Annotated in this window: 12 protein-coding genes; 5 read left to right on the top strand and 7 right to left on the bottom strand. The window is 47.2% G+C overall.

The window, feature by feature from the left end:
• Positions 1-2 precede the first annotated feature (2 nt).
• From ACRC32_RS12410 to ACRC32_RS12400, 3 genes are read left to right on the top strand one after another with little or no spacing between them, the layout of a single operon-like run.
• Positions 3-356: a hypothetical protein gene (locus ACRC32_RS12410; RefSeq protein ID WP_438554251.1), complete on the top strand. Its 354-nt coding sequence runs from the start codon at positions 3-5 to the stop codon at positions 354-356.
• Between the two features lie 2 nt (positions 357-358).
• On the top strand, positions 359-3,631 hold the full coding sequence (locus tag ACRC32_RS12405) for a hypothetical protein (RefSeq protein WP_438554250.1): 3,273 nt from the start codon (positions 359-361) through the stop codon (positions 3,629-3,631).
• A 49-nt stretch (positions 3,632-3,680) separates the two neighbouring features.
• Positions 3,681-3,896 (top strand): hypothetical protein, encoded by a 216-nt coding sequence (locus tag ACRC32_RS12400; protein WP_438554249.1) that lies wholly within the window; start codon positions 3,681-3,683, stop codon positions 3,894-3,896.
• 312 nt (positions 3,897-4,208) lie between these two features.
• On the opposite strand, the gene ACRC32_RS12395 is transcribed toward ACRC32_RS12400, so the two are convergent.
• Positions 4,209-5,708 carry a hypothetical protein gene (locus tag ACRC32_RS12395; RefSeq protein WP_438554248.1) on the bottom strand — a complete coding sequence of 500 codons (1,500 nt, stop codon included), beginning with the start codon at positions 5,706-5,708 and terminating at the stop codon, positions 4,209-4,211.
• A gap of 58 nt (positions 5,709-5,766) precedes the next feature.
• On the opposite strand from ACRC32_RS12395, the gene ACRC32_RS12390 reads away from it, so the two are divergent.
• Together ACRC32_RS12390 and ACRC32_RS12385 are read left to right on the top strand one after the other, a co-directional pair.
• The gene (locus ACRC32_RS12390; protein WP_438554247.1) at positions 5,767-6,552 is read left to right on the top strand and encodes a hypothetical protein; all 786 of its coding nucleotides are present in this window, start codon (positions 5,767-5,769) and stop codon (positions 6,550-6,552) included.
• Positions 6,553-6,611: 59 nt separating this feature from the next.
• Complete coding sequence (locus ACRC32_RS12385) at positions 6,612-6,803, top strand: hypothetical protein (RefSeq protein WP_438554246.1); 192 nt, start codon at positions 6,612-6,614, stop codon at positions 6,801-6,803.
• A gap of 2 nt (positions 6,804-6,805) precedes the next feature.
• Here the strand turns inward: ACRC32_RS12385 and ACRC32_RS12380 are convergent, their stop codons facing one another.
• From ACRC32_RS12380 to ACRC32_RS12355, 6 genes are all read right to left on the bottom strand, one after another.
• Complete coding sequence (locus ACRC32_RS12380) at positions 6,806-8,824, bottom strand: hypothetical protein (RefSeq protein WP_438554245.1); 2,019 nt, start codon at positions 8,822-8,824, stop codon at positions 6,806-6,808.
• Positions 8,825-8,826: 2 nt separating this feature from the next.
• Complete coding sequence (locus ACRC32_RS12375) at positions 8,827-13,791, bottom strand: Ig-like domain-containing protein (RefSeq protein ID WP_438554244.1); 4,965 nt, start codon at positions 13,789-13,791, stop codon at positions 8,827-8,829.
• A gap of 4 nt (positions 13,792-13,795) precedes the next feature.
• Positions 13,796-15,421, bottom strand: coding sequence for a hypothetical protein (locus ACRC32_RS12370; protein ID WP_438554243.1), 1,626 nt, complete (start codon positions 15,419-15,421; stop codon positions 13,796-13,798).
• Positions 15,422-15,599: 178 nt separating this feature from the next.
• On the bottom strand, positions 15,600-18,242 hold the full coding sequence (locus ACRC32_RS12365) for a hypothetical protein (RefSeq protein WP_438554242.1): 2,643 nt from the start codon (positions 18,240-18,242) through the stop codon (positions 15,600-15,602).
• Positions 18,239-19,018, bottom strand: coding sequence for a hypothetical protein (locus tag ACRC32_RS12360; RefSeq protein WP_438554241.1), 780 nt, complete (start codon positions 19,016-19,018; stop codon positions 18,239-18,241). The genes ACRC32_RS12365 and ACRC32_RS12360 overlap by 4 nt, the downstream gene beginning before the upstream one ends.
• Complete coding sequence (locus ACRC32_RS12355; protein ID WP_438554240.1) at positions 19,018-19,374, bottom strand: hypothetical protein; 357 nt, start codon at positions 19,372-19,374, stop codon at positions 19,018-19,020. Before ACRC32_RS12355 ends, ACRC32_RS12360 begins: the two co-directional genes overlap by 1 nt.
• Between the last annotated feature and the right edge of the window lie 2 nt (positions 19,375-19,376).

Genomic DNA, 19,376 nt, shown 5'->3' with positions numbered 1-19,376 from the left:
ACATGAAACCCACTTACAGTATAGTCCCCTTTAGTGGGGCGAATAATTTTCTACCGATCAACGTCGCTTCGATCACTTCAACGGCTCCTACTGCGCTACATACCTGCGATGCTGTTAATTTTGACGAAGTATGGCTGAATGCTTACAACTATTCAACGAGCGATGCTGTGTTAACGGTCCAACTTGGAGGATCAGCCTCGCATCAAAAACTGAGTATTGTCGTCCCGTCTGGTCGGGGACTGGTTCCGGTGCTAACGGGACAAACGTTTAGCGGATCAGCCGCTATCACTGCTTATGCTAGTACTGCGAACGCGATCGCGCTAACAGGTCGAATTAACCGAATTATCTTTATTTGATCATGTATCGCCATCGAAGAGAACCGCTACCTGCTCCGATCGTAGCTGCTCCTGCTCCCGTTACCGTTAATCCCTACAGCGAGGTAGATACTTTGTATCTACCGTTCACGTCGATCGTGGAGTTGACTCCTTATTCATCCTCGAATGTCACGATTGAAACGATTAATTCTATAAACGGAGTCGGATATGCTCGACTTTCTAATGGATTTATTAATCTAGGATCTGTTTCTCTGGGGTTTAAGTGGACGATCGAAGGGTGGTTCAATTTGGTCTCGACCACCGCTTCATTATGGTCGATCGGATCAGAGTTTGCAGTGTCCTATCGTCAGTCCAGTTTGCGCTTTGAGATCCAGCGTCGAATCTACGGCTCAACGTTTGAGACAATCCCTATTCCGTTTGCAGGACTATCCCCAGGATGGCACCACATCGCGGTTTGCCGCCAGCATAATCGATTACAGGTTTATGTTGATTTGGTGTTGGTGCAAGAGATTGAATTTAACTATTCGGTGTTGCCAGGAGTGTTTATCTTGGGACAAAATGCAATCACCGGGACTCGACTTTCGGCTTCAATTAGCGGATTTAGAATTAATTCAACCGCGCTATATCCCTCTGCAACATCACGCGGACAAGTTTTAGAGGCTCTAAAACCCGTGCAGGTGAACCAAGTCGATCACGATCGGTTTGAATATAAGCAAATTCATCTCAACGCGATCGATGCAGCAGGAGGTTCCGCACTCCTACCAAATTCGGCTTCTACGACGTATGACGCGGCTCAAGGGTGTTGGGTCATCGCTCCCTCGAATGGGGTGTTGGATTGGCGAATCGATGACCGAGGACTCACGATCGTTCCAGATGCATCCTCGGAGCTGGGACCAACGTATACGCTAGAGCTTGCGTTTAAGATTCCGCTAAACAGTTCCGATATCACGATTCTATCGAGCTGGGACTCTCCGAATAATCGACTGTACTATGTGCAGTACGAAGCGACGACTCAGCAACTGTCCCTAAACTATACGACGACAGGTGCGCTCGTGACTCGGCTCGTTCTGGGTCTTGCCACTCGAACCGATTGGGATACGGTTGCGATTCAGGGATTAGAAACAACAACGGAACTGTATCTAAACGGAAAGAAAATTTCAACCTTACCTTTTCTACTGCGTCAACCGATCAGTCTTCGGTATCGGTTTAACGTGAATGCAGACGCCGGAACGACGATCGGGACGACGCTGTATCTCAAAACTTTCTCTGTGCTGAACTGTGCTCGATTCGCGCAGGACTATATTCCCTACACCTTGTCTGATAAGGTCGTCGAACCCCCATTGTCCAGCGCGATCGTTCGATACCATGTTCCCGACTCTCGATCGGCTCTTCCGGTCGAGACGGTTGATTTTGATTTGGTTGGATCAGCTCAACTAACTCCGGGAACAACCGCTATCTACACGGTTCAGCAAAAAGGAGCGCACCGATCAGCGGTGCCGTATCGAGTCTCGATCGAGTTCCCCAGTCAAGACGAACTATCGTCTACCGATTTACAGGTCGATCCGTTTACAATCGTGGCTCTGGGTGATGTCTCTACTCAAATCAACCTGCTGTTAAAACTATTCACCGTTAACCCCTTTAAGCGATCGTTTACGCTGGTGGTTTCGAACCGCTGGTACCGTCGATCGATTCAAGTTTCAGTCGTTGATGCTAGACCCTACACCACCACTACTGTAACGGCAATTCAAGGATATCTGGACGGATATTTAAGTCGGACTGGAGGGATTGGATCGCTTCCCAACATCACCAATACAAAAACAGCGTCCACGATCGCGGCTAAAGTCGAAACCGACCTATACGGAACCGCTTATCGATTTCAATCTCCGCTTGATAAGATAGCCTTATCGTCTAGTTTGTCCGGGGTTCGAACGATCGTGTTGCTGTATCGAGAGCTAGCCCTAACCCCGAACCGTCAGTACGTTGGACATTCTACGGAATATACGTTTAACGGTGGACCGCAAGGGGAACTCGTTGGAGATCTGATTACTCAATCGTCTAGCTATATTCCAGGACTCTCCGTACCCGGACGGTTCTCAACTTGTAAACTTTCAGGAAGCAACTCCACGATTGTTTTAGTTGATGATTTCTCGAACGAGGTCTTGATTTATAGTCGAAACCCTTCTGGAGTCTGGGATAACGATCCAACCATTCTTCCGATCGATCCAGTCGATGCGGCTGCGCTCCAAGGCGCAGCATTAGCGCTGAATCAAGCCGGAACCTGTCTGGCGATCGGATTTAAGAACGGATACAACGGGGAAGGTATGGTCCAGGTCTGGAAAAAGACTGGAGCGGGATGGATGAAGGATTTACAGATGGGAAGTCCAGTACCATCTCCTTATCTCGGAGGCTTTGGATATCAAGTTGCACTCTCAGAATCGGGAACGACGCTAGCCGTTTCCGAAGTCGGATCAAGCAAGGTCTACTTGTTTGAAAAAACAGCACTTTGGGACGCATCCCCCCTTCATACCTTTGTCGGAGCCGGACGATTTGGGTTTTCACTATCACTGAATGCGCTGGGAACCGTTCTAGCGATCAGTGCAGTCGATCTAAACACGACGTACATCTATACGAAAACACCTGTGTGGGGATCGATCGAGGAGCAGATTCCTTTTTCAGGATCGGTGTCCTTGCATCCCTTCGAAAACACCTGTTTAATCAGCAATTTAACGACCCATTCTGCCAAATTATTCAGAAAACAGACCACATGGGATGTCGTTGCAGACTTTAACAACTCCCTTCCCTTATATGCCTCAGCGAGTGCGCTAGACAATGACTCAAACGTGTATATTGCCTCCCCGAACGAGCAGAAAATCTACAAGTATCCCGTGAGTTCAAACTGGATAGTCCCCGAAGTCCTTCCCGGAGGTGGAACTAGTGCGGGATATGCAATCTCTGCGAACACGGTGTCCGTGCTGCATTCGAACTATACCGACACCGCAACGTTGATTACCTATGACCAGACCGCAGTTCCGTCTCAAATGGCACGGGTCCGTCAGAATGGTCAAACTGTCGCGATCGGAGCAGCCTTAACGGTAGAAGACGTGTCTTTGTTGGTCTTCCAAACAACAATTCCGCTGGATATTGATCAAATCGGAGCCGGAAACACCACGAACGGACTCAATGGACTCTTTTTAGGAGCAATGTTCTATGACAAGCTGCTGTCTACGACACAGCTCTCGTCGATCGAGCTGTTCTTGCGAAAATACCTGATGCTCCACCGCTACGGAAGCTATTAAACTGGTAATGGTAGCGCTATTTTCTAGCATGAAACACAACTATAGATACATGTGCAATTTTAATGCACGAGATTTTTTGTTTGATACTGCGATCGGAGCCGGAGGAGGACTACTCGGAGGGTTAACCTATGTCCGCATTAAGCGAAATAACGGGGAGTTAAAAGACGATCGAGATGCACTGCATGAAGTAGCCGCGCAGACTGCTGCCGGAACCGCAGCCGGAGTAGGAGGACATCTCCTCAGACGCCTCGTTTTCCGATCGTGATATAGTATCTGACATCGTTCGAGACGAAACTATGCATAACCGATGCCAGACCTGCCCTGTTTGCGGAATCGAAAAGACAGACACAGGATTTGTCTGGAGCAACAATCAAAAACCTGTTAGTCCCAACGAGCTTCATAACAAAGTTTGTGGGTGGGGAGCTAAAAAGGGAAAAACCGGATGCATCAATACATCCGGTGAGCGAGTGAAGGGATTAGGGTGGGGAGAGTCGATCACAGAGCGATCGTTCTTAGAAGACTCTCCTCATCTTGGACTTGACCTTAAGTTTAGGTCGTTAGACGATCCGCTAGAAGATTAAGCTTCCGGGTAATCCTCCTGCGTCTGAGCAGACGCAGGCTGACCTTCTTCAGGTGGAGGTTGAGGAGGCTGGTTAAGCTGATCGATTTGAGCCTGACCTTGCAGTTTCTGCATTTCTGCTTGGATCATCTTTTGAATCTTCGCATTCATTGCATCTTCTTCTTTTTCCGCCTTTTGATCTTCCGTTAAGGCGGGAAGTCCGAGGTTTTTTCGAATCAGTCCAATAACTTCTGTATCATTCATGTCGATGATTCCAGAGGCAATCAGCGAGGAGATTGTGCTAAGTCGTCCATTGATAGTTTCCTGGTCTTCTTCGGCGTCAAAAATGAACTCTCCGAAGTTATTCTTAAACCAATCGAACGGGAAGTTGAAATAAAGGAGTCGTTTGACAACTTTATTGATTAACTCCTCTTTTAACAAGGTGGTGATCGCGTAAATCGTGCTGTCGAAGACACTTTTGAAGTTTCTACTCAGTCCGACGTTCTGAATCCCGCCAACCCCGGAATCAAAGATCCCCACCGGAACCCCAAACGCCTGCTGAATGGCACGATCGATATAGTTTAGGACGTACTCCCAGAATCGTTCATCGTTCTGAGTCTGAATCCGGTTAATCTCAACATCTAGATCCGTAACAATGTAATCCTTTTTGTTGAGATCTTGCAGTTGGTAATTTAACGCGATTTGTTTTGTAACTTCAATCGGTTTTCCGCTGGAGTCTTTCAGCGGCTTCATCTTACTGTCAATTAAGACTGTCCGACCTGTGTTTGGAACCCGTGCGTGAAGCAGTCCTGTGGAGTTATTCTTGGTGGCTAATGCAAGCTGGGTTAGGACCACTCGCTTGAGCTTGTAGTAGTTCAGTGCTGCAATTCCATCTCCGATTCCCCAGAGTTCCTTCTCATCAAACGTCAATCCACTATTATTAACGATGTGAATGCATTTCTTATAGGGGATTTTGACGATTTTCCCGTTTCCGTTGTCATATTCGATCGCCTCAATTCGACCTTTTTGACCAATAAAGCTGACAATTTTTTGAGGATCTAGAACATTGATGGAGGCTAGTCTCCACTGACCTTGAAAGCCTCTTGCCTTGGGTGTGAACGTGATCTCTGCTATCCCGACTCCCGTTAGAATAACACTAGAGGTTAATCTAAACAGCGTTCGCTTAAAGGACTTTGATAGGGTCTGAAGGTTGCTATTGACGAAAGATTCGATATCTTTCTTTGGGTGGGTATAGTTTCCGAACGCTTGAATCGCTCGGAGAGCTTTTAAGGAAACGCATTTCGCGGCGACCGGATCACGCTCCGCCATTTCGATCAACTCTTTTAGGGGAGGACGATGCTCGCTCCCTGGATAAGCGATCTGGCTGATCGTGGTTGCACTGAGAGAAGCGATCTCGCTGGAGTAACTGCCTTGCGTGTAGGGATTAAGAGGCGTTGGAATATCGTCAAACAAAAGCTGACCGTTAGAAGATACGAGCTGTCTCAGCGTACCTTCCACGGTATCCGCGATCCGCGTTTGGGACATAATAAATCAAATAAGAGTTAGAAATAATCGAGTGAAGACTAATATAGTTAATACTACCCCGTTCCATCTTACAGGGTCTCCCAGATACCATACGGTCAAGAACGAGGAGACCGTCCTGATTCCAGCAGACTATCTCTACCAGGACCGGATCAATGGAACCTACGACAAGTTTTTTCCGTGCTATAGCCTGGATACCTCCGACGTTCCCACGATCGAACTTACGATCGGTCTTGGAACCCCCAAACCTCTGAAAGGGGATTTGGGAACGACTCTTTTTCGCGATCAGTTCAAAGGAAAAGAAGTGGGTAAAAAAGAAGCGTTTAGCAGTCCCGTCAATAGCAACTTAGAGTACAAAAAAGTATTTTATGCCGAGCATTGGTACACCAAGCTCACTCCGGGATGGTGCGTGATTCAAACCGCGAAAGATGTACAGGGAAAAGAGACTCCAGCTTACTTAGTCCGAGCGCTTGGAAACGATCAGGTTTGTCGCTCGATTCATGCGATCGATCTTCCTTCGTCGAAGCAAGCTTCTCCGCTCGGAAGTTTTCTACCTGGGATGATCGTGAAATACGAGGAGTCCGTTTGGAAATGTCTCAAAAAGACCCGAAGCTACCCCCCTAGAAAACCATCTAAACGACCTTCTGTATTTTGGGAGCTGGTTGAATTTGCATCCAACGTGTTCAATGCAGACGTATTTTCGATGAGTGAGTCCGGCAGCAGTTATTTCACAGAAGTCACCGACCCTGTTCGCACATTTAACCCCAAAACTCAAGACGATTCTTTAGTTTTGTTTAATGTGGCGTACCATCACTCTTGATGTGGGTTAGCTTCTCTTTAGATATGAGATAATTTACTTGTTTCAACACAGGATTTACAGTGCCAACAAACGTTGATCGATATTTTTCTTACGATCATTTACCGCTTCCGCTACAAGCAGTCAGTAAGCCGATCGCAGATTTACAGGAATTGATGGAGAAGCTGCTGCCAGATGGACCAGAGAAGTCGGCAGGAATGAGAAAGTTGTTGGAAGCGAAAGACTGCCTTGTAAGAGCAGCGTTGACGAATTGAATTCAGGAGGTCCAGGATTTAACAACCTCTCCTTGACTATCGTATTCGGTGTACTGAAGACTGTCCTTTAGGACGACATCCAGTAAATCTCCGTCCCAAAATCCGCTTGGAAATAGTTCGGGTCGCTCTTGCATCGCGGCTTTCATCCCCGGAGTTGGACTGCGAACAACAACACTTTCCCCGTCTTTTGGTGCGATCGTCACTGTCCCAATGTTAAGAGAGCTAACCGCACCTCCACCGATCGCGCCAAGAAACTGAGAGTATGCGGTTAGCATTTGATTCGCGTTTTCCTGCGGATCGTCTGAGCCTGCAACATAGCTTGGAGCTAGTCCAACCGGAGGAACCGCCGCCGATCCTTTTTCTAACAATCGGGTTCGATCTCCTCCCCATAAGCTTCCAATATTTTCCGGGTTTATCTCATAGTAGTAAACCCCGTCATGACCGATCAAAGGGGGATTAAGGTAGAGAATTGCAAAGGTTAAGGTTCCGCTTTCGATACCGAAAAACCCGGTCTGCGGATTCCTGAGACTGTCCCAGGTGGTAATAACTCGGTTTTTCCGATCGTCGATTTTTAGCTCACCTAAATCGAACATTGATCCGATCTTGACTTGCGAACCGGAGGACTTACTAAGACGATACCGATTTGTATCTCCGATCGAGTAAGTCTCTAAAATCTTTCCGTACACCCACCAGTATTTGTAATAATCTGGGTAATCAAAACCCCGCTTTCCGATCGCTCCTTTTTGTTCGTATCCGTGTTTCAGGGAACCCCTAAAGGTTCCCGGATTTAGGCTGATATAGGTTGAGAATGTTGGACTGCTTGCTAAGATCGGGATGTGAGATTCTTCCTGGTAACTCAGTTTTAGCAGTGAGAGGTTGGTTGACTTTTCAAATTTAACAGGTCGTACAACATTGGTTTCCATTGAGTAAGCTGCGATCGCAAGCCTCGACACATCGGTTCCATAGTCGGGGCTTTGATAAATCGAAGCGGTTGCATAGTTGGTGTTTCCTACGTAGGTAGCGGTTCCTGAACTGATTTCCTTTTTTAAGCGCTCTGACGCTGGACCCAGGTACGGAAGGGCTGGACGATAGCAGAGATCGAGTGCATATTGATGATCTCGTTGAACCGTGATGACTCCGCTATCGAGTAGTTCTTTAATATCTAGTTTTTGATCAAATGCACGTTCTCGGTAGGTTGTTTTTAGATGCCCCCGGCACCAGGTAAACGAGTAGCTGGGTGTAACGGAGTATTGAACAATTGCGGGAAAACGTCCTTCTCCAATGTACCGAGTCACCGCTCCAACGGGAATATATCGATCTTTTTTAGTAGACGGTGCGGTTGCGATTAGCGGGATTTTATCTTTTGAATCGATCGCGAGTCCGCTCCAGCCTCCACCTCCGAGATACACCAAAGAATCGATGTCATAGTTTTCTTGGTAGCATTCCGGGAGCTGAATCGAATCTAGAAAATAGTCCGATCGCTCCGACGCTAAAAGTTGATTATCGATCGTATAAAGCCTCCAGATTGTCTTTAGCGTTCCGTCCGGGTTCCGTAATCGCTCCACGCTATGAGCAATATGAACACTCCACGCCGTTTTTTCTTCTCCGTTAGCCGTGATAAACGCTTTCATTCGATCGGAGGGGGCACTAAAGACGTAAACCGGAGCCGTGGTTCCATTGAGATCTTCATCTATGTAGACCCCGAACACTTGTTTAACGTCGTCGGTCGTAACTGGAATCTTGGAGGGATAAGGCGCAGGCTGTCCGGTTCGAAGCGCGATCGCCTCTAACTGTCTCTGCTGCTTTTCTAACTCTTGTTTTGCAGTTTCTAGACTTTGGCGAGTTAATCGTCGAATCGTCAACAGTTTGAATTTTGTTGGCTGCTGCTTCCCCGGTCGTCTTACGGTAGAGGATTCTCGCTCCGATAGAACACGTGGATTTAATAGCTCCTCGTTCCCGTCCCGTCCGGTCATGAACAACTCGCCGGAAGGTGTCTTTCTAACCGCTGGATTGGTTGGCATCGCTAGTTTTTAGAGTAAGGAAGGGTTGGAATTGCGATCATAGGAGCTGTATATCGAGCAACCCCTTTGGTAATGCGAACTCCGGTAATCGATCCATTGAAATGACCAATCGAATATCCGATATCAAAAGCGCTGTTAAACTCCACGTTGCGAATCCGGTCGCACCGTTCCCCATCGACATAGAGGTAGGTATACTTGCGATCGTTGACGACAGCAACATGTAACCATCTGCGAACCTCCACATCCTCTGCAATGGCGATCGTCGAATACTGGTTGTCTTTTTGAAGGCGAATACTGCTTTCTTGCAGCACATAGTCTAGTCTTGGGTAAGACTGGTTTCCGAGCAATCCTGTAATTAACGATCCTTGGGAATCTAGAGGACTCTGACTTGAGGGTGATCCGACCGGAGGAGCAGGAATGGTAAACGGAGTCAATGGGTCCGATCCGATTGTGAGGTAACTCAATGGGGTCAGCGTTTGAGTGTAGTTATGCAAGGTAAACGCAAACCCTGGATCGGTTGAAACATCCACTCGATATCCTAACGGAGCGTTTGGATACTGCCATGCCGCTCCGATCGATCGTTCGGATCGATAAGCGGTTGGAAGGAAAGACGGAACAGCGGATAATGCTGTATTTTCTACCGTTGTAAAGCTCCCCAGAACCTCCTTGTTCCTAAATCCAGGAACAGGAACCGTAAACGCCGCATCCGACGCGATCGAGACAAGATAGCGGGACGCTTGTGGAACCGTTTCCCAGTTCACCTGGAACGACCTCGGTGTTAGTCCTGAAACTGGAAGCAGCTTCGGTCGTGGAAGGCGGAACACCGTTGAGGAGGCACAGTAAACAAACAGCTCGATCGTATAGGGACTCGATGCCGGAAGCGTATCGGTCAGTGTAAAGGATAAAGAACTGTCCCGTCCGTTTAACTTCATCGCCTTGATCAGTCCTAACGGGGTGGCGTCGCTAGACAATTCCACATTCTGCGCGTCGATCGCAATCTGCCTGGACGACTCATCCTGAATCGCTTGATCTGGTTGCAGCAGCAAGATGACGTTATCCCAATACGGATCAGGACGGTACGGAGGGACCGAAACCGATCGCGTAAAGAGATTACTCGCAATATTCGGATTCCCGGATCGATCCAGCACCGCACCGGACGCAAGCTGAAGCGACACCGTACCAGAATAAAGTGCCGACACATCCATCTGATAGGTTCGATCGTCGATCGACACTAGATTCCCGATCGTGCAGTTCGTTAAAGTCAGATCCGACTCAGTAAAGCTCTGTAATGGCTCTGAGAGGGTCAGCAAGGCACGGAAGCGGTAATCATTGGTGTTTGGGTCAGGAGAGCTAATCACAGCCTGTAGCCCCTGATTATCGACCACTACGAAGCTCGTGTTGGTGGTCACCGTAATTTGTTTATCCGGGAGCTGAGCTTGACCTGTGATGTTAATTTCAAACGGAACGGTCCCATCTGGATCGGTTCCGGTAATCAGCGTTCGACCAATATAGTTATTGTAGGCATCGACCGTAATCGGAATTGTTCGACCGAGAACAGTAACAGCCGGAGCAGGGTTTAAGGCGACGATCGACGAAAACCTTAACGTAACTTCATCCCCCGCTCGTGCGATCGAAGAGTTCGAATTGTTCGAGTAGATCGATGCAAAACTAATCAGTTCTGCAACGTCGGTAATGCTCGGTAAGACAGAATATGGCAGCGTCGGTAGATTAAACTGGTAGTTTGTGTATAGTGCTTTTCCGTAAGTAATTCGAACGTTCGATAAGTAATATTCGGTATCATCTACTCGGTTTGGATAGTATCCGACGCGGAGATCGCCTCTCGTAATATCTAGATTTAAGAGATTTTGAGTAATTCCGACACGCACTCCGTTTCGATAAAATCGATAGGTCGTGCCTTTCTTGGTGATTGCAAAATGAGGGAAACGCTGAGCAAGTGGGACGGACGTATCGAGCCAAGACGGATACGTGGGAGTGTCTTTTTCGGCAAGGTTAATTGTAGGAAACAGATTGTTGGTTCCTGTCGTGCTGCGAAGGAACTTCAAAAATCCGTTATCCGCCATCAGTGCAAACCCGGAACTTCCGTTTTCAACCGATAGAATATGAGACTTTTTAGAGCTTCCGGTGGTTGTCGAATTACTTCTAAGATAAAACTCGATCGTCCAGTCTGCGGAACCTGCGGTAATCGTCCCTACTGCATTCCAATTTAGATGTTCGATCCCTCCTTGCTCTGCGATCGGTCGAACATGCAAGGAACTATCCGCTCCATAGGGGGTAACGTCTGATGAAAACACAGCCGTGTTCGGAATGATTTCAGACAATCCAACTTTATTTGGACTGTAATCTCTAAATCCATCTGTCGAGGTTAGCGGCGTTTGTAAAATCGGAAAACTCTCGCTAAACACCCTGGTGATCGGCTCACTTTGACGCGATCGAAGCTGAGACGCTGTTGTGCCAAGTCCCGCTAACGCCTGAACCCGAACGACTCCTTCAGATTGCGGTACAACGGTTAACTCATATCGCATCGCTGTATCATCCAGCTCTCTCCAATCGTCTAGCGTTGCATTCACAAGTCCAATCAGCGTTTCATCGAACACCGCAATCGGAGTATCAAAGGTTGCAGTAACCTTGAACGTTCCCGCAATGTAGGGATTGCTTCCTGAACTTAGCAATACGATCGGATTCGATCGATTAATCGTATAGACTTCCCCTTCAAAGTTAAGCTCTCCGACCGCTTTGCTGACCGACTCTGACGTTCCGATAAACGTCAGCGTTTTTCGATCGACAAAATTCAGCCGGATGGTCCCATTTCCGACTCCGGTAAAGGCAGATACTTCAAATACTCTAGACTGTCGTTCCACTAATCCGGTTATAACGCAGCCAGATACCCCATCAAGCTGAGTTAGACTGAAATCGCTCATAGAGAGTCCGGCAACAGGCTGCGTAAAGTAAACGGTCCACGTTACGGTCTCCAGAGATGTGGTGGCAGGTGCGATCGTGCGGAAAATTCCAAGCACCCGAAATCGGGGAGGTGCGATTGTTGTGAGATCGAGTCCTAGCGGTTGCAGCGAATGCAGGTATTCATAATCGTTCACTGAGGTGGAGGAGTATAGGGCTTCGTTCGTAACCCGCACCCCCTTTACTCCAAACGTTAGAATCTTTGCTTGATTGAGATGCTTGACAAAAATATCTGAAAATAGATTTCCCAGAATAAACCGAGTTTGAGCCGAAGGGTGTTGATATAGGGCAGCGTTGAAGGGTTTCGATAGAATAACCGTTCCGTTCAAGATGAACTGAATCTGATTGTTGTAGCGCTGAACGGCGCAATGAATTCCAGGGGAGTTGAGTCCATAAAAGAAGGACGAAGAATCAGTCACCAGTCCGGGTATCGATTCTCTGTTTTGAGCAAACAATCTTAGCTCATTGGACGGCAGCGTATACCGTGGGTTTCCGTACACGTTCCACAGCACTTCATCTTCTAGCGGGAACTGCCTCCAGGTGGTTCCATCTTCCGAAAGTCTAAGCGATAGAAAAATTCCATGACCTGAACTAAACCAAATCGACTCAGACAGCAGGGTTAACACGATTTCTAGGACAGGACGGTTACCGTCCTCAATCCGCAGCACCGTAATTTCATGCTTTGAAAATACATCGGTAATCCCCTGCAAAGAATAAGAGGAGAGCAGGGAATGCAGTGTCTCACGGTTTTGCTCCGAGCTGGATTGAAACAGCTCGTGGTTGATAAACGGAGCGATCGTAAACTCAGCGGTCCATGCCTGATTGTCTAGCGCGTCTGGAACCTCTCTAGATTCGTAAACCTGCTTTCCATCTAATTCAAAAAATCCGGTGTTGAATGGTAACACTTTTCGACGGATATCCGAATTTTCAGGATGTGCTAGATGCTGACTATAATCAAAGGTGTCATACGTTAGAGGTGCGTTAAAAAGCACCGACCCATAGTAAGGATCGAGTTTGTTTTGGTTAGGATTGATGCGAAGCGGTAAAGGCTCAGCATACAACGTTTGTAGGTACCTCGCTTTTCGGGTGATGCGGAAGTTGGATAACGCTCCTGAAAAGGCAGTGTCGATCGCGTTTGCTTCAGTTTGAGATCCGAAGCCTCCATCTACGGTGCGGCAGCATCCCATGCGGAGACGATACGGATACGAGTCCGGTCGGGTTGGCTGAATCGATAAATTTACGCCTGAAAATGGATAGGAGTGTGTTTGCTGAGTATTAAGGTAGACTGTTAAGGTTGACCCAACCCGCTGGATGCAGACGGAGTACCATGTTTCTTTTGTGAGAGGAGAGATATTGATTTTGTATTTCTGACCTTTTGCTAGAAATACCAAGTCAGAATCCTCTAGGACAAGTCCGTATCCGAAACTAGCCGCAAACACACGATAATGCGATCCGATCGTAGAGGCTGTCGGAGTCGGTGCGAATGCCGAGAAGTCTAAAATGTTTCCGACGTGGAAAAGGGTTTGGTACTGCCAGGGTAGATTAACTTCATCCGCACAAAACGATAGCTCGATCGTAAAATCGTCCGTTCCGAGTTCATGGTACGGATTGCCGTGATACGCGATATCAATGTAGCTCGGTTGAATCTCGATCGTCGTCGATCCGCTATTGAGTTCCGCTAATCTCAGGTTAATGTTGGGTCTATTATTGAGGTAGGCGTAGCTGCGAACCGCAGAATCTGGTCCTGACGGAAAACTCGGAACAAGACCCGAACTGTTTTCTACTGCACTTAGCCCACTATCTTCACTGGTGCCTTGAATCGATCGAACGTGATAATGGTAGCGCGAATAATCTCGATAAAAGGGAAGACCGTAGGTTTGCGTCTCTACGTCAAACCGACAGAGCAGTGTTACATCGTTCCAGAAAGGATCGGACGCATCAACGGTGCTGAACGATCCCATCAAGAGCGGAAATAAAGCGTTAAATCGCACAGCACTATCCTATGTTTTTCTGGAGCAAGTAAATTCTCTTTTTGAGAACCGCATTGCTGTCTTTTGTTAATAGAATAGCAAACAAGTCATTCTTGCCGTTTCCGCCGAAGGTCGGGATCTGACCCCCCGGAAACAGTAAACTGGGTGAAAACTGGATTAACCCTGTTTTTGACCGTAGCTCCACCAAAACGGCGCGTGTTTCGTTATTGCTTAAGGTTGCGACGACATCGATTAGCGTCGGATCACCGTCTTCTAACGGTCCATTGACGATAACGTAGTCATAGGTTTCAGCGTCGAGATCGATCGTCAACGATGTACTAATATCTAGCGTCTTGGTTGTCGTTTGAATCGAGGTCTCCAGGAGCGCTAGAACATCTGGTGCAAGTTTAGGAACCGTAATCGAACTATCCGGGATCTCAATCTTCAGCGACAACCAGCGACCTGTGGCAGCAGCCACGTTGGGAGCGATCACCGTCTTCCCATTATCAGATAGTCCTGATGTTTCACTAAAGACGTAAAACTGCTGAGTTGAGACCACAAACCTTACTTGGTTAGGACGATAGATAGATAGCGGTAGCGATTTTAAGCTGCTTAGATCCGCTACAGGATCACCAAAGTACTTCACATCCTCAACGATCGTATAGTCGTTGAGTTTCGGGTAAAGCGTGAGATAGGTGCCTTCTAGTAAAACATTGTTCGAGGACGGAACAGGAGTAATCTCTAGAACCAAGGCACTACCAGGCGGCAACGCTTTACTAAGCTGGATTTTTGTCGCGGGGTATTCTACCGTCGATCCCGCATACTGCACGTTAAAGGTATCTAGCGCGTAAGTCGTTAGGTTAAGGTAACCCATCACCTGAACGTCGTAGGTATAGCGCAACGCGGGATCAGATAGATAAGCGTTGAGGCTCAGTTCTCCAATCTCAACGGCATTCGACGTTGAGTTTTGAACGTAGTATTTTAAGGGGATTGGAATCCCGGAACTTGGATCAAGCGGAGCATTTTCAAAGGTGGATTGAGCCACTTCGAATAGCTCGATCGTTGCCGATTCTGGACCACATCCAACGGTACCACTAAGAACAATTTTCCAACGTCCACCAATGCCAGATAGAACCGTAATATTATCAACGATCGACTCGTCGTTTGCGACCCATTCATAGACCCGGTTCGTCGATTGCAGGGTAACCCGAAATCCGTTGGGAGGAGCCGCAGGAAGTCCTGCACTCGTCGCGATCGTCGTCGGGTCCGTTCCTCCAAATCCGTTTAGAACATAGTTGTCTGAGAACGAATTTCCAGAGATTAACGCAAGCGTATGATGGTCTGGCTCATAGACGTTGAACCGATAGATAATCCGTGCCGTTGTCGGATCGTTGCTGGTCGAGACCAGTAGATAAATCGATCGCCAGTCTTCCCACGGAAAGGTGTTGAGACTGGTCGGAGAAAGCTGAAGTGTTTTATTATTTGCGATCGTGATCGACTGAACCGGAGAAAACTGATTAAATCCAACCCGATTTCTCGCCTTGAGCCAGAAGTAATAGGTCTGTCCAGCTCCTTGAATTCCTCCTGCACCTGTACTGGTTACAACCGGAGCGGGAAGAGATGCACGACCATGTGCAAAGAGAGTTTTCATCGAGTGTACCCGCTGTTTTTAGCTTCTGTCGGGGTAAGAGGTAGTGTAAACCCCTGCTCCCGGTAGATAATTTTGAGCTGATTCCCTTGGTTTGTGATTGTAGGTCTTAAATTCTTAAACGCTTTTGAAAAGTTACTCAGTGCGTCGTTCCGTTTCCCAATAAACATAGTAAAGTATGTTAACTATTCGTATCCAGCCATCGCGAGAACCCGACCGGAACTTCATCGATCGCAACCCCAAACCGGGACGGCAACCCTTCGCTTCCGATCAAGACTTTCACCGAGTCTTTTTCTTCCCCGTCCTCTCTATCAATTTTAACGGTTTTGTGGTTAACCTGCGGCTGAGCATAGACGCCGCACTCAATTTCGACTTGCTGTGTAAATCCGATTCCGTCACTAAACTGAATCGATTGGGTACTGCGTTTTACCACCCATTCTTGGTTATCCAATAAAAGCTTTCGATTCACGATCGAGTACCCAGTGGTTTCTGTGAAGCGAAGCTGCGCGGAGGCAGAGGTTCCAGACTGCACGGTGTCTAGTGTTAGTTTGAATTTCGCTCCTTTAATGGCTTCTTCAATATTGTCGGCAGAGTCAATCATCACCGAAGGAACAGGTTCCCCTTCTCGCGCACCTAGACCAGAATTTAGATAAGTAATCGAGTCTTGTAGTGGATTGTCTTTATCGTTTTTATCTTCCGTATATTGAGGTTTGATTAAAGATGCGGAGGGTGGACGACCTTGAGCCAAACTAAAGTTTGAGGTTGTTAGGTGCGATTTATAGGAGTGATCCTGTGCAACTCTTAATGTCGTTTGGGTTGTGTATTGATCCACTTCTTTATCTTCGATCCGACCTGGAAATTTTGCGGCTACTACAGAGGGATCGACGATCGGAATCGGAATCCCTTTGATGCCGTAGTCTCCGATCGTCATGTAGCGGTGCGGCGTATAGTACGTTCCAGGGGTCGGCTGATCCTGCTTAACTGCTCCTAGAACATCCTCGATCGGAGTATAGCCTGCATACATTTCCGTGATTGTATTTTTTGTGTTTCGAGACGGCAGAATTCCATACTTTGTAAACTCGTACTCATCCGACCCAGTGAGTACGGTCATCGGATTCGATCCAAAATAGTTTCTAGCATCGGGGTTATATCCCGGATTCCCGGATATCCCGACTGATGTTTTATAGCGGCTCTGTGCGCTAATCATAAGCTGAGGAACCCAGTTCGGATCGGGGAACAGTACTGGAATCTCTTCTTCCCCTTCATCCCCTTTAATATCAGGAAATAGTTTCGACTTTGCGATATATTGAACGGTCCACTCTACTTCATCAAAATCCCGGTAATACAGGCTATACGGTTGAATCGCATAGTCTACTCGCTCATAGATCGGAATTTTTCGGTAGAGATACTGCTCCAGATTGACTTTTGATTGGTATAGCGCCCAGAAGTATCGCTGTTTTTCACGCTTTGTCTTAAAGTCGATTTTATCCTTGAGTGCGATCGTCCCTTCTAGGTTCGACCATGCCTGGATACTTCCTTGTGTCCAGGATTGAGCATCTTCTTGAGCGAAGCGTTTTAACTCCCACCCATTCGTTTCTTCGGACACCAGCACCTTCAAGTTCGATCGGAGGTATCGCTGATATTCGGGAGGAATATAGGCAGTTTGAATTGTTCCGTCCGCTTTCTTGATTTGAGGATAGATGTTCGGGGTGAAGGTTTCGTAGTTATAGCGGGTTTCCTTTAGGCTGATTAGTCTCCAGACCATCGGCTTATTAAACGCCGCATCGTCCGGGAATCCAAACTTTTTAGACTTTAGCGCGTCGAACATCTCTTGATAGGCGTTCTCAGCTAAAACAGCTTTATCGGAGACTAGGTTTAGAACCGTATCGGAATACTGATTCGGTCTGTTTGGATCTCCGACTAACTCTAAGGCTGCATGAGCATATCCAAATACACCCGACAGCTCCGCCGCAGGCTGTCCCCACTTGTATTTTGTAATCTTGAACTGTTTTGTTACCCCAGAGTTATCCGCCATGATGGATAAGTCTCTTGGGAAAGTCCCCGATCGCGTTTCAGGAGGAGGAAGATGCGGTTGATGGTCTCCTTCGTAGATGCAGTATTCTGTATCTTTAAGCTGAACAAATCGTTGGACTTGCAGCGGATCGTAATCCTGTTTTTTACTCCAGTTTAGGATCGTGTCTTTGTAGATCGGAGGAGAGTTGTATCCGATCGTATAGTTTGAGACAATTTTTGGAGCGATCGTTCCTTGAGACAAGGACGTGAAGGATAGTGTTGATCCAGAGAAAGCGTAGACTTTTTCTAAGATCAGTGCCTTGGCGTCGCAAAACTGTTTCAGCGTAATCGTATCTTCTACCCCCGCTGTTTTAGGGACTTCAACCTTGAAGTTTGGAGGATTAACGATTCCGCCGCCTGCTTTTTCCATTGCGTATCGTGCTAACGCGGAAATTGGAAAAACATATTTATCTTTTTTAGTTTGGACTGCATCTTTCTTGTATTTATCTAAGAAATCTCGGAGTCCGATCGGAAACTCATACGCCTTTTTTGAGATGTGGACGTATTGATAGGTGATCACCTTTAGTAAATCCGCTCCGATATCAGGAGCGGAGTTGACCGAAATAGATTCTAGAAGATAAAGCAATCCACCAACCGTAATCGTTGACCCGATTCGTCGAGTCGTCGTCTCTACCGAATATTCGACGATCGTAGCGCGAGGATAATCATTCAACGAGGATTCTAACGTCAGCACCCCATTGTCGATTCTCAGTCCGGTTGGATTGCGTCCTAGATTGCTTACAAGGGTCATGACAGGTCAAAGAGGTGCAAATACTCACTGTTGATTATGAAACCTTCTAACGGAACTCCTAGCTGCCGATCCAGCGATCGATAAACTCGACCGTTGTGGTAGATCTGCGTTAAATCCAGCCAGTCGAGTCTAGTGTGTGCGATTGAGGTTGCGGTCCCTGACGTTGATTTTGAGGTACTAGAAAAGACAGGAAGCGTTTCTATCGTCGGATCGAAGATCTTTGCTCGATAGTTAAAGAAGACGGAGTGACTGTCTAAAAATGTATGCTTCGATAAATAGTCGTAATCAACCACTCGCGGAATCTGGAACTCAAACTCTTTTAGAGATAGCCCTACCAGCGGATGGATAGATTCCAAGAAGGGAGCTAGATCGTAACTAGCTCCTACATTTGAAACTTCTACCTGAAGCGTCGCATACAGCGGATCACTAGCCGGAAATGCTAGTACAGATGGGAACTCTGCGGTAGAATACGGTTTTCCAACTCTGATCCACTGATTCGACTGATCGAGCTGAGTGGATAACTGTTTTTTATACGGCACGATCGTCCCAACATCTAAAATATCGGTTGAGATCGTCAAGGTCTGAAACGAAGATCGTCTTGCAAGCGCGTCGATCGATCGTGCTGTGAACTCAATAAACGCAGCAGCGGTCGGCTGAAGTGTTAATGAGTCTGTATTTAATGCGAAAACAGGAGACTGATATAAAAAATCCTCGCGGTTCGGAGGAGTATGCTCACAAGTTTTGAGAAGCGATCCGTTTCGGGTTGAAATCCACATCAGCCTATACTAATTCGTCCAGCGGTTAAGTCAACGCCTGTAACCGTCCAGGAAATAAATTTATCGGTTCCTGCAATATTAAACTTTGGTCCTTCGACCACATCGATCACCGTCCAGTTTCGATTTCTAAACGAAAACACACCTCCATAACCTGACTTACCCGGCTTGTTATACGGTGGGACTGTAATCCCTTTTAAGGTGATTGAGATGGTATCAAATGTATAGTTTCCCGAAAAGACGATGTTGCTTAATGCCACATACGCACTAATTCCAGAAGCAGATAGTTTGCTAAAAGATACCCCGTCTTCTGGAACGGGATATCCTGCAAACTTTTCTTGGGAATAACGAACTCCCAAAA

The organism is Chroococcidiopsis sp., from assembly GCF_051657925.1.
In the GTDB taxonomy this organism is placed as follows: domain Bacteria; phylum Cyanobacteriota; class Cyanobacteriia; order Cyanobacteriales; family Chroococcidiopsidaceae; genus Chroococcidiopsis.
Note: the sequence above shows the minus strand (reverse complement) of the source record. Positions and strands in the feature narration are given on the sequence as shown.

Bases quoted from the DNA above. Each gene is read 5' to 3' on its own strand.
- ACRC32_RS12410 (WP_438554251.1), top strand. From the start codon at position 3: ATGAAACCCACTTACAGTATAGTCCCCTTTAGTGGGGCGAATAATTTT.
- ACRC32_RS12405 (WP_438554250.1), top strand. From the start codon at position 359: ATGTATCGCCATCGAAGAGAACCGCTACCTGCTCCGATCGTAGCTGCT.
- ACRC32_RS12400 (WP_438554249.1), top strand. From the start codon at position 3,681: ATGTGCAATTTTAATGCACGAGATTTTTTGTTTGATACTGCGATCGGA.
- ACRC32_RS12380 (WP_438554245.1), bottom strand. From the start codon at position 8,824: ATGCCAACCAATCCAGCGGTTAGAAAGACACCTTCCGGCGAGTTGTTC.
- ACRC32_RS12370 (WP_438554243.1), bottom strand. From the start codon at position 15,421: ATGAAAACTCTCTTTGCACATGGTCGTGCATCTCTTCCCGCTCCGGTT.
- ACRC32_RS12365 (WP_438554242.1), bottom strand. From the start codon at position 18,242: ATGACCCTTGTAAGCAATCTAGGACGCAATCCAACCGGACTGAGAATC.
- ACRC32_RS12360 (WP_438554241.1), bottom strand. From the start codon at position 19,018: ATGTGGATTTCAACCCGAAACGGATCGCTTCTCAAAACTTGTGAGCAT.